The 15125-nt window shown below is 62.0% G+C and carries 16 protein-coding genes; 5 read left to right on the plus strand and 11 right to left on the minus strand.

What is annotated here, in order from left to right:
* The first annotated feature begins 5 nt into the window (after positions 1-5).
* From ICI42_RS15275 to ICI42_RS15285, 3 genes are read left to right on the plus strand one after another with little or no spacing between them, the layout of a single operon-like run.
* Positions 6-1298: a M16 family metallopeptidase gene (locus ICI42_RS15275; RefSeq protein ID WP_188165430.1), complete on the plus strand. Its 1293-nt coding sequence runs from the start codon at positions 6-8 to the stop codon at positions 1296-1298.
* A gap of 11 nt (positions 1299-1309) precedes the next feature.
* Positions 1310-1906: a GNAT family N-acetyltransferase gene (locus ICI42_RS15280; protein ID WP_188165431.1), complete on the plus strand. Its 597-nt coding sequence runs from the start codon at positions 1310-1312 to the stop codon at positions 1904-1906.
* Positions 1907-1908: 2 nt separating this feature from the next.
* Positions 1909-4797 (plus strand): EAL domain-containing protein, encoded by a 2889-nt coding sequence (locus ICI42_RS15285; protein WP_407945167.1) that lies wholly within the window; start codon positions 1909-1911, stop codon positions 4795-4797.
* On the opposite strand, the gene ICI42_RS15290 is transcribed toward ICI42_RS15285, so the two are convergent.
* Entirely contained in the window at positions 4788-5396 is a 609-nt protein-coding gene (locus ICI42_RS15290) for a YqgE/AlgH family protein (RefSeq protein ID WP_188165433.1), read from the minus strand. The genes ICI42_RS15285 and ICI42_RS15290 overlap by 10 nt on opposite strands.
* A 147-nt stretch (positions 5397-5543) precedes the next feature.
* Between ICI42_RS15290 and ICI42_RS15295 the strand changes: the two genes are divergently transcribed.
* Positions 5544-6344 (plus strand): protein-disulfide reductase DsbD domain-containing protein, encoded by an 801-nt coding sequence (locus ICI42_RS15295; RefSeq protein ID WP_188165434.1) that lies wholly within the window; start codon positions 5544-5546, stop codon positions 6342-6344.
* Positions 6345-6454: 110 nt separating this feature from the next.
* Complete coding sequence (locus tag ICI42_RS15300) at positions 6455-6940, plus strand: peroxiredoxin (protein ID WP_188165435.1); 486 nt, start codon at positions 6455-6457, stop codon at positions 6938-6940.
* 18 nt (positions 6941-6958) lie between these two features.
* Here the strand turns inward: ICI42_RS15300 and rnhA are convergent, their stop codons facing one another.
* The 10 genes from rnhA to ctaD all read right to left on the minus strand — a co-directional run bounded on the left by rnhA (position 6959) and on the right by ctaD (position 15114).
* Positions 6959-7426: a ribonuclease HI gene (rnhA, locus tag ICI42_RS15305; RefSeq protein ID WP_188165436.1), complete on the minus strand. Its 468-nt coding sequence runs from the start codon at positions 7424-7426 to the stop codon at positions 6959-6961.
* A complete protein-coding gene (locus ICI42_RS15310) occupies positions 7423-8385 on the minus strand; it encodes a homoserine kinase (protein WP_188165437.1) in 963 nt (320 codons plus the stop codon). Before ICI42_RS15310 ends, rnhA begins: the two co-directional genes overlap by 4 nt.
* Positions 8385-9395 (minus strand): 4-hydroxy-3-methylbut-2-enyl diphosphate reductase, encoded by a 1011-nt coding sequence (gene ispH, locus ICI42_RS15315; RefSeq protein ID WP_188165564.1) that lies wholly within the window; start codon positions 9393-9395, stop codon positions 8385-8387. The genes ICI42_RS15310 and ispH overlap by 1 nt, the downstream gene beginning before the upstream one ends.
* Before the next feature lie 67 nt (positions 9396-9462).
* Positions 9463-10221: an SURF1 family protein gene (locus tag ICI42_RS15320; RefSeq protein WP_188165438.1), complete on the minus strand. Its 759-nt coding sequence runs from the start codon at positions 10219-10221 to the stop codon at positions 9463-9465.
* Entirely contained in the window at positions 10221-10604 is a 384-nt protein-coding gene (locus ICI42_RS15325; RefSeq protein WP_188165439.1) for a DUF983 domain-containing protein, read from the minus strand. The genes ICI42_RS15320 and ICI42_RS15325 overlap by 1 nt, the downstream gene beginning before the upstream one ends.
* A gap of 157 nt (positions 10605-10761) precedes the next feature.
* A complete protein-coding gene (locus tag ICI42_RS15330) occupies positions 10762-11652 on the minus strand; it encodes a cytochrome c oxidase subunit 3 (protein ID WP_188165440.1) in 891 nt (296 codons plus the stop codon).
* 1 nt (position 11653) lies between these two features.
* Positions 11654-12280: a cytochrome c oxidase assembly protein gene (locus ICI42_RS15335; RefSeq protein WP_188165441.1), complete on the minus strand. Its 627-nt coding sequence runs from the start codon at positions 12278-12280 to the stop codon at positions 11654-11656.
* Between the two features lie 10 nt (positions 12281-12290).
* A complete protein-coding gene (locus ICI42_RS15340) occupies positions 12291-12449 on the minus strand; it encodes a hypothetical protein (RefSeq protein ID WP_188165442.1) in 159 nt (52 codons plus the stop codon).
* Positions 12449-13393 (minus strand): heme o synthase, encoded by a 945-nt coding sequence (locus ICI42_RS15345; protein WP_188165443.1) that lies wholly within the window; start codon positions 13391-13393, stop codon positions 12449-12451. Before ICI42_RS15345 ends, ICI42_RS15340 begins: the two co-directional genes overlap by 1 nt.
* A 71-nt stretch (positions 13394-13464) precedes the next feature.
* On the minus strand, positions 13465-15114 hold the full coding sequence (gene ctaD / locus ICI42_RS15350; RefSeq protein ID WP_188165444.1) for a cytochrome c oxidase subunit I: 1650 nt from the start codon (positions 15112-15114) through the stop codon (positions 13465-13467).
* Between the last annotated feature and the right edge of the window lie 11 nt (positions 15115-15125).

The following is a 15125-nucleotide window of genomic DNA, read 5'->3' on the forward strand; positions in this document are numbered from 1 at the left end:
GCTACATGGGTGTTGAGGTAAGCCGTCTGTCGAACGGCCTGACAGTGGCAACCGAAAACATGCCGAGCGTCGAGACCGTTGCACTTGGTGTATGGGTCAAGTCGGGTGCTCGCAACGAGCGCGACGACGAGCATGGCATGGCCCATCTGCTCGAACACATGGCCTTCAAAGGCACAAAGCGTCGCAGCGCGTTCGAGATCGCGTCGGAGATCGAGAATGTCGGTGGCGAGATCAATGCCGCGACCAGCGTCGAAACCACCTCGTTCTATGCCCGCGTGCTGCGCGACGACGTTCCGCTCGCCGTGGATATCCTGGCCGACATTCTGCAAAATTCGGAGTTTGATCCCCAAGAGCTTGAACGCGAGCAGCATGTGATCCTGCAGGAAATCGGCGCCGCACACGACACGCCCGATGACATCGTCTTCGACCGTTTCACCGAAACCGCCTTTCGCAACCAGACACTCGGCCGCTCGATCCTCGGCACGCCGGAGACTGTGAAATCCTTCACCTCCAAGCAGGTCCACGATTTCATCACCCGCCAATATGGGGCGGATCGCATGGTGGTGGTGGCCGCCGGCGACGTAAGGCACGACGAGTTCGTGCGTGAAGTCGAAAGACGCCTCGGTAGCTTCCGGCCCAATGCCGACAGCGCCCTGCCCCAGCATGCGCAATATATCGGCGGCGATTTCCGCGAAAACCGCGACCTGATGGATGCGCAAATTCTGCTGGGCTTCGAGGGCCGCGCTTATCATGTGCGTGACTTCTACGCGTCGCAGGTGCTGTCGATGATCCTAGGCGGTGGCATGTCATCGCGACTGTTCCAGGAGGTGCGCGAAAAACGCGGTCTCTGTTATTCGGTCTATGCCTTCCACTGGGGCTTTTCGGACACCGGCGTTTTCGGCGTTCATGCCGCGACCGGCCAGAGCGACATCGCAGAGCTGGTTCCGGTGATCATCGACGAACTGTCGAAGGCCGGCGACAAGATCAACCAGGACGAGCTCGACCGCGCCCGTGCGCAGTATCGTGCCGGCCTCATCATGTCGGCTGAAAGCTCGTCCAGCCGGGCATCGCAGATCGCGCGGCAGCTCCTGCTATTCGGCCGTCCCATCGCCAAGGAAGAGCTGATGGAGCGCCTGGGCGCACTGACCATCGTGCGCCTTACCGACCTCTCCGCACGTTTGTTTTCCGGCAAGCCGACCTTGACGGCCATTGGGCCTGTCAGCACCCTCGCCCCCTATGAAGGCGTCCTAAACCTGCTTCCCGGCGATCGCATGGCGCCCCGGAAGCTCGCCGTTTAATAGCGGGCATTGTGTTCGCGCTTCCCTTCATCCGCCGTGACGCGCCGGAACTGAGGGGCGAACGCATCAATCTGCGCATGCCTGAACCCGGCGATTATCGCGAATGGTCGCTTCTGCGCCAGGAAAGCCGCGCCTTTCTCGAACCATGGGAGCCGCGCTGGGCAAACGACGAGCTTTCACGCGCTTCCTGGCGTGCCCGCATGGGGCGCTACCGCGAGGATTATGCACAAGGCAGCGCGGTCGCCTTTTTCATCTTCGACGGAAAGTCCGGCCGGCTTCTCGGCGGTATCACGCTCGGCAATATCCGCTATGGCGTCTCGCAAACCGGTCATATCGGCTACTGGATGGGCTCGCGCCACGCCGGCAAGGGGCATATGACCGAAGCCGTCGGGCTGGTTACGCAGTTCTCCTTCGAAAGGCTAAGGTTGCACCGTATCGAGGCAGCCTGTATCCCCGACAACGCGCGGTCCATTCGTGTGCTTGAAAAAGCCGGATTTCGGCGCGAAGGGCTGCTTCGATCCTATCTCAAGATCAACGGCGCATGGCAGGATCACTATCTCTACGCCCTGATAGCCGGCGAAACGCAGTGCGTGACCGAAAAGGTTTGAACTTGGCGAAACACTTCACGCTGGCAAAACTGCTCGCTTTGCTTTTCTTGGCAGTTGCCAGTCTGGCAGGAACCGCTCCGGCGCGCGCCATCGAGCCCATCGCGATTTCGCGCGACGATGTCGCGCTCGACCTCTCCGGGGCCGTCGAAATCTACCGGAACCAGGGCGAGAACTTCCAGGTTTCGACTGCTCCCGGTCCGGACGGCATCGTGCGTCGCATCGAGGTCGAATCGAAGGACAAGAAGTCGGCGGGCGACTGGGCGGTGTTCGCATTGGCCAACACCACAGACCAACAGCTCGACAGGCTGATCGTCGTACCGCATTTCCGCCTCGTCGATTCCGGCTTTTTCTGGCCGGATCTGGGCTCGAGCCGCATGGCTGCGATCACCCCCAGCGAAGGGTTCGCGCTCGACAGGCAGGCGAACCAGGACGCCGACGTTTTCCTCGTGACGCTGAACCCCGGGACGGTGGTCACCTTCATCGCCGAACTGTCGTCGCCCAAATTGCCCCAGGTCTATCTGTGGGAACCGGAGGCCTACAAGGACTCGGTCAACTCCTACACACTGTTCCGCGGCATCGTCATCGGCATTGCCGGCCTGCTGGCGCTGTTCCTGACCGTGCTGTTCGTCGTCAAGGGAACCTCGATGTTCCCGGCCACCGCAGCGCTCGCCTGGGCTGTCCTGGCCTATATCAGCGTCGATTTCGGCTTCCTCAACAAGGTCATCCAGATCTCGCCGGGCAACGAGCAGATATGGCGCGCGGGGACGGAGGTGGGGCTTGCTGCGACCTTCGTGGTTTTCCTCTTCGCCTATCTCAACCTCAATCGTTGGCACGGCCATTTCAGCTATGGCGCGTTTGCGTGGATTCTGGGCCTCATCGCCATTGCCGGCGTGGCTATCATCGATCCGGCGGTGGCGGCGGGCATTGCCCGCGTATCCTTCGCCGCGACCGCCGTCACCGGCATTGGCCTGATCGTCTATCTCGGCTTCCGTGGCTATGACCGCGCCATCATGCTCGTGCCGAGCTGGGTGATGGTGCTGATCTGGATGACGGGCTCGTGGATGGCGATTACCGGCCTCCTGGACAACGATATCGTCCAGCCGGCGCTTGGCGCGGGCCTCATCCTCATCATCCTGCTGATCGGCTTTACGGTGATGCAGCACGCCTTCGCCGGCGGCGCCATCCACCAGGGCTTGTTCAGCGACATGGAGCGCCAGGCGCTCGCCGTTGCCGGCTCCGGCGATATCGTCTGGGACTGGGACGTGTTGCGCGACCGCGTTACCACCCGGCCCGACATTTCCCTGCAGCTCGGCATGGCGCCCAACAGCCTCGGCGGCCCTGCGCGAAACTGGCTGCCGGTGTTGCACAGCGACGACCGCGACATGTTCCGCACCACGCTCGACGTGGTGCTGGAGCACCGGCGCGGCCGGGTCATGCAGAACTTCCGCCTGCGTGGCGCCGACGGCCACTACCACTGGTTCCTGCTCAAGGCGCGACCGGTGATCGGCTCCGACGGAGAGGTGCTGCGCTGCGTCGGCACGCTGGTGGAAATCACCGAGCAGAAAAAGGCCGAGGAACGGCTGCTGCACGATGCCGTGCACGACAATCTGACCGGCCTTCCCAACCGCGAATTGTTCATGAACCGGCTCGAGGCGATCATTTCCATCGCCAAGACCGAGGACAACATCCGCCCCACCGTCTTCGTTGTCGACATCGACCGTTTCAAGCAGGTCAATGACGGGCTCGGCATCTCCGCCGGCGACACCATCCTTTTGAACATTGCACGCCGGCTGCACCGGCTTTTGAGGCAAAACGATTCGCTTTGCCGTCTCGCCGGCGACCAGTTCGGGTTGATGCTGCTATCCGAACAGGATCCCGCACGTATCGCCGGCGTGGCGGAAGCCATCAAGAACGCGATCAAGTCGCCTATCACCTTCGCCAAGCGCGAGATCATCCTGACCGGCTCGGTCGGCTTGATCACCTGGACGACGGCGCAAGTATCGGCAGAAGACATGGTCAAAGACGCCGAGCTTGCGATGCATCAGGCCAAGCGCTTCGGCGGCGACAGGATCGAGCCGTTCCGCCCGGCTTTCCGCACCGTGGGCACCGACCGGCTGCAGCTCGAATCCGACCTGCGCCGCGCCGTCGAGCGGCAGGAATTCACCCTGGCCTACCAACCCATCGTGCGGCTGGAAGACGGGTCCGTCGCGGGCTTCGAAGCGCTGCTGCGCTGGGAGCATCCGCGCCGGGGCACCATTCCGCCGGGCGACTTCATCCCTGTCGCGGAAAGCTGCGGCCTGATCGTACAGCTCGGCCTGTTTGCCATGCAGCGCGCCGCCGAGGATCTCGTTTCATGGCAGAAGCAGGTTGGAGACATGCCGTTATCGGTGTCGGTCAACCTGTCGAGCCGGCAGCTCATCCGCCGCGATCTCGTCGGCGACGTCCGCTCGACGCTGCTGCGCGCCGGGCTCAAACCGCGCTGCTTCCGTCTGGAACTGACCGAATCGCTGGTGATGGACAATCCCGAGCAGACCAACCATGTGCTGAACAAGCTCAAGCAGCTCGGCATCGGCCTGTCGCTGGACGATTTCGGCACCGGCTACTCGTCGCTGTCCTACCTTACGCGCTTCCCGTTCGACACGATCAAGATCGACAAGAGCTTCGTCGATGACCACACGCCGAAGCGCACCGTGCTGATCCGATCCATGGTCAACATGGCGCACGAGCTTGGCCTGTCGGTCGTGGCGGAAGGCATTTCGGATGAAAGCGATGCGCTCGAACTGCGTCAGATGGGTTGCGAATATGTGCAGAGCTTCATGTTCGGACCGCCAGTGGCAAACGATTCCGTCATCAAGCTGCTGAAGGAGCAGTACCCGCTCGCTCAGGCGTGACCCGAGGCGGTGCTCAGATGCGCCAGGTCAATGCCGAGCGAGGCCATGACCCGGTCGTATTTGCGGTCGATGTCGGTGTCGAACAAAAGCTCTTTCGTCGCCCGGCAGGTCAACCAGCCATTTTCGGCGATTTCGCTCTCCAGCTGGCCGGCACCCCAGCCGGCATAGCCAAGCGCCATCAGCGCATGGCGCGGTCCCTTGCCCGCTGAAATCGCGCGCAGAATATCCACGGTGGCCGTGAGGCAGACCTGATCCGACACCGGCAGCGAGGATTCGACCTTGTAGTCGTCGGAATGCAGGACGAAGCCACGGCTGCGGTCGACCGGGCCGCCGTTGCGGACCGGGAACCCCTTTGCCTTGTCCGGCAAACGTATGGCTTCCTGTTCCTTGAGGATTCCCAATTGTACCAGCAGATCGGGAAACAGCATCGATTGGGTCTGGTTGATGATAAGACCCATGGCGCCTTCATCGCTGTGCGCACAGATGTAGATCACAGCGCGTGCGAACCGATCGTCCTTCATGCCTGGCATGGCGATGAGGAACTGGTCGTCGAGAAATCCAGGCTTTTCAGCCGGTCGTTTGCGCTTGAGTAGGTCCATTCCACGAATCTAACGCGTTTGCCCAAGCGTTTAAAGGGAGTACGCCCCCTGCTTTGGGCCACAATTTATGTCGTCCTCACACGAAAATGATCTTTTCTCCTGGGCTGCTAACTTGCAGGCAACACATTCAGGCATCAAATCGGCGCCATGAACCGCTTGCTCTCCCTTTTCGCGATCTTGCTTCTCGCCAGTGCACCGTCGGTCGCGCACTCTGCATCGTCGGCATGGGCCGATGCGCAAGGCACCCGCATAAGGATCGTTACGGCCGGAGCGCCGAACGCGGAAGGCGTTGTGCGCGGCGCGCTTGAAATCGATCTCAGGCCGGGTTGGAAAACCTACTGGCGCGATCCTGGCGCCTCGGGCGTGCCACCCCAGATCGATATTGCCGGCAGCGTTAATGTCTCGGCTGTCGAGATGGATTTCCCCGCCCCCGCCTGGCACGATGACGGCTTCTCCAAATGGGCTGGATACGACAAGCCAGTCGCTTTCCCCGTGACATTCAGGCTTGCCGACGCCAAGGCTCCGGCGCGGATCGATGCATCGGTCTTCCTCGGCGTCTGCGAGACCATCTGCATTCCCGTTCAGGCCAAGCTGGAACTGGTTCCCGAGGCCGGCAGGGATAGCTCGGAAGACAGCCGGATCGTAGCACTTGCCTGGGAGAAACTGCCGGCCAAGGCAACGCCGGACTTCGGGCTGAAATGGGGACGCTCACAGGATGCGGCCAAATTGCAGCTGGAAGCCGTAACGCCTTCACCCGGCAAGGCGAGCATCTTCGTCGCCAGCACGGAGGGCTATGAGTTGGGCTTGCCGAAACGCCAAGGCGCCGACAGCAACGTCTTTTCGATCAAGCTGGTAGCCCGCCCCAAGGACAAACCGGCCGGCGCCGGATTGCCCTATACGATGGTGACCGATCGGGGCGTCGTCAGCGGCTATCTGCCTTACCCTTGACGCTTGAGAAACGCGCCGAGAACCCGCTATGGTGATCGCGGTCCGCCGCGTATCGTCACCGCCGGTGACGGCCAGGCCGACACGAAATCCACAACCTAACGAGGCATTTCATGACCATTGAGATCGGCGACACCCTTCCGTCCGTAAGCTTCAAGACGATGACGCCGGATGGCTCGAAGGTGCTGTCCACGGCCGACATCTTCTCCGGAAAGAAGGTTGTGCTGTTCGGCGTTCCCGGCGCCTTCACACCGACCTGCAGCAACAACCACCTGCCGGGCTATCTGGAAAACCACGACGCCTTTCTGGCGCGCGGCGTCGACACCATCGCAGTCGTTGCCGTCAACGACCAGTTCGTCATGCAGGCCTGGGCACGCTTCACCGGCGGCGAAGGCAAGATTCTGTTCCTCGCGGATGGCAGCGCTGAATTCGCAAAGGCGACCGGGCTGGATTTGGATGCCACTGCCGGCGGCATGGGCATCCGCTCCAAGCGCTTTTCGATGATCGTCGACGACGGCAAGGTTACCGCATTGAACATCGAAGAGGCGCCCGGCCAGGCAGTCACTTCCGGTGCGGCAACGCTTCTCGAGCAGCTTTAGGAAGAAGCCCGCGCGTTTTCACACCTGCTCGGGGCGCGCGGGCGTCTTCGTTTTCTTGAAGGGAGCCATGCCTTCACGCGCGAGTTCGTCTGCGCGTTCGTTCTCAGGGTGGCCGGCATGGCCCTTGACCCAGTTCCAGGTGACCTTGTGACGGCGGCGCGCTTCGTCCAGCGCCTGCCACAGCTCGGCGTTCTTCACCGGCTTCTTGGCCGCTGTTTTCCAACCATTGCGCTTCCAGCCCTCGATCCAGCCGCCGATGCCGTCCTTGACGTAATTGCTGTCGGTATAGAGATCGACCTCGCACGGCTCCTTGAGCGCGTTCAGGGCCGAGATGGCGCCCAGAAGCTCCATCCGATTGTTGGTGGTGTCGGCCTCGCCGCCCGAAAGCTCCTTGGTCTTGCCGTTGAAGCGCAAAATGGCGCCCCAACCGCCCGGCCCCGGATTGCCCGAGCAGGCTCCGTCGGTGAAGATTTCGATGCGTTTCATTGCAGTCCGTATTCCCTGGGGGAGGTGATCGCGCGGTGGAAGCGGATGCGGCGAATATACTCCGTCGGATCGCGTTTGATAACGAGGCCACCGTCGGGAATGGTCAGCCAGTCATAAAGGCGCGTCAGCATGAAACGAAGCGCCGAACCATGCGCCAGAACCGGCAGCGCCGCCTTTTCCTCGTCGGTCAGTGGCCGCACACTCTGATAACCCGCCAGAAGCGCTGTGCCCTTGGTCAAGTTGAAGGCGAAATCCTTCTCGAAGCACCAGGCGTTGAGGCAGGTCGCCAGATCGTAGGCGAACATGTCGTTGCAGGCGAAATAGAAATCGATCAGCCCCGATAGCTTGTTGCCGAGAAAGAAAACATTGTCGGGAAACAGATCGGCATGGATGATGCCGGAAGGCAGGTCGGTGGGCCAGTTCTTCTGCAGCAGGACGAAGTCGGCATCGACCTCAGCGGCCAACCCCTTCTCGACCTCGTCGGCGCGGGCGCGGGCTCCTTCCCAGAGCTCGCGCCAGCCGGCGATGGCGAGCGCATTGGGCCGCGTCATCTTGAAATCCATGCCCGCCAGATGCAGTTCGGCAAGGGCCTTGCCGACTTCGCGGCAATGCGCAGCCTGCGGCCTGCGCAGCCACATCCCTTCCAGGAAGGTGATCAACACGGCGGGACGGCCTGCCAAGGTGCCGATGATGGTGCCGTCCCTGCCGTCCACCGGCAGCGGACAGGAGATGCCCTTCCGCGCCAGATGCTGCATCAGGCCGAGAAAGAACGGCAGGTCCGACTTGTCCACGCGCTTTTCATAAAGCGTCAGAATGAACGACCCTTCGGTCGTGTGCAGCAGGAAATTGGAGTTTTCCGTGCCTTCCGCAATGCCCTTGTAGGACAGGAGATCGCCCACGGGATAATTGCGGAGGAAGGCTTCCAACTCCGCCTCATTGACATCGGTGTAGACGGCCATCAGGCAGGTCCGTTGACGAAGGCCATGTCCGCGGCGGTCAGCTCGACATCGCGCAGGACACGCATGACCGGGAAATTCTCGGTCTCGGTGGCGGTGACGGCGATGTCGATCTTGACGTCGAAGCGCGCGCGGAACGCGTCGATGATCTCGTCGACGATGATCTCCGGTGCGGATGCGCCCGCCGACAGGCCCAGCGTCTCGATCTCGCCGATATCGTCCCACGGTATTTCGGACGCCCTCTGCACCAGCAGCGACATCTTTGAGCCTGCGCGCTCGGCCACCTCGACGAGGCGGCGCGAATTGGACGAGTTCGGCGCGCCCACGATCAGATAAAGGTCGGTGCCGAGGGCCGTATCCTTCACCGCTTCCTGGCGGTTGGTGGTGGCGTAGCAGATCGATTCGGCCGCCGGCGCCTGAAGCTCGGGAAACTTTCTCTGCAGCGCTTTCAGGATACCGGCCGTGTCTTCGACCGACAGCGTGGTCTGCGTGACGAAGCCGAGTTGCGAAGCGTCTTGGGGCGTAAAATTCGCCACATCGGCCTCAGTCTCGATCAGCGTCACCGCGCCGTCCGGCAATTGCCCCATGGTGCCGATCACCTCGGGATGGCCGGCATGGCCAATGAGCAAGACGTGGCGCCCCTGGCGCTGATGGCGCATCGCTTGCTTATGAACTTTGGACACCAGGGGGCATGTCGCATCGAGATAGAACAAATTGCGTGCAACCGCATCCGCCGGCACGGACTTCGGCACGCCATGCGCTGAAAACACCACCGGGCTTTCGCGATGCTCGGCGGGTATCTCGCTGAGTTCTTCGATGAAAACAGCACCGAGATTTTGAAGCCCCTCGACGACATAGCGGTTGTGGACGATCTCGTGCCGGACGTAGACCGGTGCGCCATACTTCTTCAGCGCCAGCACCACGATCTGGATAGCGCGGTCCACGCCGGCGCAGAAGCCGCGCGGCTGGCAAAGCCTGATGGTCAGCGGGGGCTTGGTGGTGGTCTGAAGCATAATGAAGGGCTCTTCGTTCAGTGCCGACATGAGGTCTAGGCTCTCCCCTGTCAAGGGCGAAGGCCGGTCAATTGCTCCCGCGTCGGCCCCGCCACAGCCACACCGCCATGACGCCGACAAGCGCCAAGGCCAGACCGTACCAGGTGCCGGCATATTGAAGGTGGCTGTTGGGCAGATCGATGATGGTCACGCCGCCAACCGGCAGTCCTCCGGGATTTGGCGTGGCGTCGGCATCGAGAAAGAAAGGCAGAACCCGGGTTCCCCCCGGCAGCGATGCGGTCGCGGCCATTGCGGCGCGGTCCTTCCAGTAGAAGACGTTCTTCGCCGGGTCGTTTTCGGGCACCAGGAATGACGGCTTTTGCGCTAGTGGATTGCGCGCCAGTCCGACGACCGTCACATCGCCGACAACCTGTCCCGCCTGGCGCTTTGCGGCATCCTTGAGGTCGTAGGGCACGAAGCCCCGATTGACGAGCAAAGCCCGGCCGTCAGAGAGCATCAGGGGCGTGTAGACGAAAAAGCCAGACTGTCCGTTGAAAGTGGCGAAGAAGTGCCGTTCGCCCTGATGTAGAAACCGACCGCTGGCCGTCATCCGCTGATAGTCGACATCTCCGCTACGGCCGAAGGTGGCCTCCACCTCGGACAGGGACACCGGGCGGGATGTGCTGCGCTGCTCGATGGAGGCCAGCAGTGCCTCTTTCCAATGGAGACGCTGCACCTGCCAGGTGCCGAGTGCGATCAGAATGGCGAAGGCGATGGTGCCCGCCACCAAAGCCGCCCAGCGGCCGTAAGCGGACCGCGATTTCTGCTTGCTCGACACGCTGTCCATCACGGACGATCCAGACGCCCTTCGGCTGCCTTGTTGCGATACTGCAAGGTGATCAGAACCCCCTTGATCAGCCTCAGCGCGGTGAGGCTCAGCGTGACGGTCAACGGTATCCACAACAGAAAATGGACCCAGAGCGGCGGACTGATCGTCGTTTCCATCCAAAGCGCAAGGCCGACGACGATGAACCCGATGATGAGAATGACGAAGACCGAGGGTCCATCGCCCGCATCTGCAAAGGAATAGTCCAGCCCGCAGACACCGCAGCCCTTGCCGACCGTCAGGAATCCCGAGAACAGCCGTCCCTCGCCGCAGCGCGGGCAATGGCCTTTCAGCCCTGCCTGGACCGGATCCACCGGGGGCCACATCGCCTGATCTTCGTTCATGGCATGTCCTCCGGACCGCGCTGCTTGCCGCACTCCCTGCCACGATCCCCGCTTGCATTGCAAGCCAGCCAATCGTCACGTTCGATTTGGCGTCATCGCCCAAAAGAAAAAGGCGACTGCGTTGCCGCAGCCGCCTCTCTCAAACCGGGATTTGGTCTCAGTGGCCTTCGGCGATGGTGGCGCCGAACGAGGCCCAGACATAGATCGAGGCGAAGAGGAACAGCCAGACCACGTCGACGAAGTGCCAGTACCAGGCGGCCGCTTCGAAGCCGAAGTGATGCCTGGGGCTGAAATCTCCGCCCATCGCACGGAACAGGCAGACCAGCAGGAAGATGGTGCCGACGATGACGTGGAAGCCGTGGAAGCCGGTCGACATGAAGAAGGTCGCGCCATAGATCGAGTCGTGGAAGGTGAACGGCGCGTGCATGTACTCATAGGCCTGCACGAAGCTGAACAGCACGCCGAGACCGACGGTGAGCGCCAGGCCGTTGATCAGGCCCTTGCGGTCGCCATGCAGCAGCGCATGGTGTGCCCAGGTCACGGTCGTGCCCGAGAGCAACAGGATGACTGTGTTGTAGAGCGGCAGATGCCAGGGATCGAGAACCTCGATGCCCTTGGGCGGCCAAACGCCGCCGGTGAACTCGGCGCGGGCGACCTGTTGTACTTCGCCGGGGAACAGGCTGGCATCGAAGAAAGCCCAGAACCAGGCCACGAAGAACATCACCTCGGAGGCGATGAACATGATCATGCCGTAGCGCAGGTGCAGCGACACCACCGGGGTGTGGTGGCCTTCCTTGCCCTCCTTGATGGTGTCCGACCACCACGCGTACATGACATAGAGGATGATCACCATGCCGATGGCGAAGATCCAGAAATTCGCGCTGGCGAAATCCAGTCCGAACAGGTTCAGCGAACCGCCCTTGAGCGCCTGCATCCAGGCGACACCGCCAATGGCCAGTATCAGCGCGCCCAGCGAGGCCAGCGCCGGCCACGGGCTCGGGGCGATGATGTGGTAGTCATGTTGTGGTTTAGCGTGTGCGTCTGCCATATCAGCCCCCGATGTTTCCCTCGGAATTACCATTTGTTGTGCTGCCGTCAACCTTCGGCGCGGCCGCGAGCGGCTTGTCGCCTTCGAGCGGGAAGAAGGTATAGGACAAGGTGATCGTCTTGATGTTCTTCAGTTCCGGAACATCGACGATATCCGGATCGACGAAGAAGACCACCGGCATGTCGAGCGTCTCGCCCGGCTTCAGGGTGGTGTCGGTAAAGCAGAAGCACTCGACCTTGTTGAAATAGGCGCCGGCCAGTTCGGGCGTGACGTTGAATGTCGCGCGGCCCGCGGTCGGCGTGGAGAACATGTTCTGCGCCTTGTACTGCGCCTGAACCGTCTCGCCGATCTTGATCGTCATCTCGCGCGCTTCGGGCTGGAAATCCCAGGGCAGCGCGCCGGACGTGTTGGCGTCGAAACGGATGGTGATGTCGCGGTCCAGCATGCGGTCGGAATATTGCTCGACGCGCTGCGTCGTGCCTCCATAACCGGTGATCTGACAGAACATGGCGTAGAGCGGCACCGCCGCATAGGCCATGCCCAGCATACTGCCAAAAAACGCCACGCAGGATGCCGCGACGATGCGGTTTCTGCGGTTGTTGTCCCGGCTGAGCCTGTCCTCCGTCATCGCATCCTCCTCACATCGGCCGGTTCAGGATCGCAGGCCCGAACTTGACGATGGTGGCGACGTAGAAGATCACCACGAGGGCCGCGAGCGCAAAACCTATCGCCTTGGAACGGCTGCGGCGCGCCTTCTTCTGCGTTTCAGTCAGGCTGACCATGTCCTGGTCCTTCATCAAATGCCCCCTGCCGTCAGGAAGCGTTCGACCACGGCGTCGACAAGGTACAGCGAGAAAATGGTGGCGAGATAGACGAGCGAATAGCCGAACAGCGCCTTGGCCGGTTTCATGACCCGGTCGCTGTCGGGCATACGGTAGACCTTCCAGGCATACCAGACGAAGCCCGCGCCCAGCAAAAGGGCGGCAATGCCGTAAAAGGCGCTGGTGTAGCCGAGAACCCAGGGCAGAACGCCGACAGGCGCGACGATCAGCGAGTAGACGAAAATCTGCAGCCGCGTGGACGCTTCCCCCGCGACATTCGGCATCATCGGGATGCCCGCGCGCTGGTAGTCGTCGGACTTGAACAGAGCCAGCGCCCAGAAATGCGGCGGCGTCCACAGGAAGATGATGGCAAACAGGATGACGCTTTCCAGGCTGATCGATCCGGTGGCCGCGGCCCAGCCGATCATCGGAGGGAACGAGCCAGCAGCACCGCCGATGACGATATTCTGCGGCGTCCAGCGCTTCAGCCACATCGTGTAGATGACGGCATAAAAGAAGATGGTGAAGGCCAGCAGCGCAGCCGACAGCCAGTTGACCAGCACGCCGAGCGTCATCACCGAAAGTACGGATAGGACCAGGCCGAAGCTCAGGGCTTCGCCCGGCTGTACGCGGCCCGAAGGCACCGGCCGCTTGGCGGTCCGCTTCATGATGGCGTCGATGTCGGCATCGTACCACATGTTGAGCGCGCCCGAGGCGCCGGCACCGATGGCGATGCATAGGATGGCGATGGCGCCAATCAGCGGATTCATGCTGCCGGGCGCAGCCGCAAGACCGACGATGGCCGTGAACACGACCAGCGACATGACGCGCGGCTTCAGCAGGGCGAAGAAATCGCCCGCTGTCGCTTCCGACATGCGGAAGGCCTGATCGTCAAGCCTGTTTTCGTCGACAAGGGCCATGCGTACTTACGTCCACGTTCCGTTTGGCCAAAACCGCCGGCCAGGCCGGCGGTTTTGTTGGGTTGGTATGCTTACTTGATCTTCGGGAGCTGTTCCCACTGGTGGTAAGGCGGAGGCGAAGACAGCTGCCATTCCAGCGTGGTCGCACCCTCACCCCAGGGGTTGGCGCCGGCGATGCGCTTCTTGGAGAAGGCTTCAAAGACACCGAACAGGAAGATCAGCACGCCGAAGGCAGAGATGTAGGAGCCGTAGGACGACACCATGTTCCAGCCGGCGAACGCGTCGGGATAGTCGATATAGCGGCGCGGCATACCGGCGAGGCCGAGGAAGTGCTGCGGGAAGAAGACCAGGTTGACACCCACGAAGGTGACCCAGAAGTGGGCACGCGCGATGAGCGACGAGTACATGTAGCCGGTCATCTTCGGGAACCAGTAGTACCAGGCCGCGAAGATCGCGAACACGGCGCCCAGCGACAGCACGTAGTGGAAGTGGGCGACCACGTAGTAGGTGTCGTGCAGGGCGCGGTCGAGACCGGCATTGGCGAGCTGGACGCCCGTCACGCCGCCGACGGTGAACAGGAAGATGAAGCCGATCGCCCACAGCATCGGCGTGCGCATCGAGATCGACCCGCCCCACATGGTGGCGATCCAGGAGAAGATCTTCACGCCCGTCGGCACCGCGATGACCATGGTGGCGAAGACAAAGTAGCGCTGCGTGTTGAGCGACAGACCGGTGGTGTACATATGGTGCGCCCACACGACGAAGCCGACGGCGCCGATCGCGACCATGGCGTAGGCCATGCCGAGATAACCGAAGACGGGCTTGCGCGAGAAGGTCGACACGATGTGGCTGACGATGCCGAAGCCCGGCAGGATCAGGATGTACACTTCGGGGTGACCGAAGAACCAGAACAGGTGCTGGAACAGGATCGGGTCGCCGCCGCCTTCAGGTGCGAAGAAGGTGGTGCCGAAGTTGCGGTCGGTGAGCAGCATGGTGATGCCACCGGCGAGAACCGGGAGCGACAGCAAGAGCAGGAAGGCGGTGATCAGCACCGACCAGGCGAACAGCGGCATCTTGTGCAGCGTCATGCCGGGAGCACGCATGTTGAATATGGTTGTGATGAAGTTGATCGCACCCAGGATCGAGGACGCACCGGCGATGTGCAGCGACAGGATCGCAAGATCCATAGCCGGGCCAGGCTGGCCCGATGTCGACATCGGCGGATAGATCGTCCAGCCGCCGCCGACGCCATGGGCGCCCGGAGCGGACGGCACGAAGGCCGACAGGATCAGCAGGATGAAGGCCGGCGGAAGCAGCCAGAAGGAGATGTTGTTCATGCGCGGGAACGCCATGTCCGGCGCGCCGATCATGATCGGCACCATCCAGTTGGCGAAGCCGCCGATCAAAGCGGGCATGACCATGAAGAAGATCATCACCAGGCCGTGCGCGGTGGTGAAGGCATTGAACATGCTTTTGCCGGCGTCGATCGCCGCATCGCCGTCAACGCCATAGACCATCGAGGCGAGGCCATGGAAAATCTGGATACCGGGCTCCGCGAGTTCCCAGCGCATCATGACGGACAGGAAGCCGCCCAGGATGCCCGCGATGATCGCGAAGATCAGGTAAAGTGTGCCGATATCCTTGTGGTTGGTGGAGTACACCCAGCGGACCCAGCCCTTCGGCTTGTGGTCGTCGTGGTCGTGGACTGCAGCGCCTGCCATTTTCCGCTCCG

The organism is Oryzicola mucosus (assembly GCF_014534685.1).
In the GTDB taxonomy this organism is placed as follows: domain Bacteria; phylum Pseudomonadota; class Alphaproteobacteria; order Rhizobiales; family Rhizobiaceae; genus Oryzicola; species Oryzicola mucosus.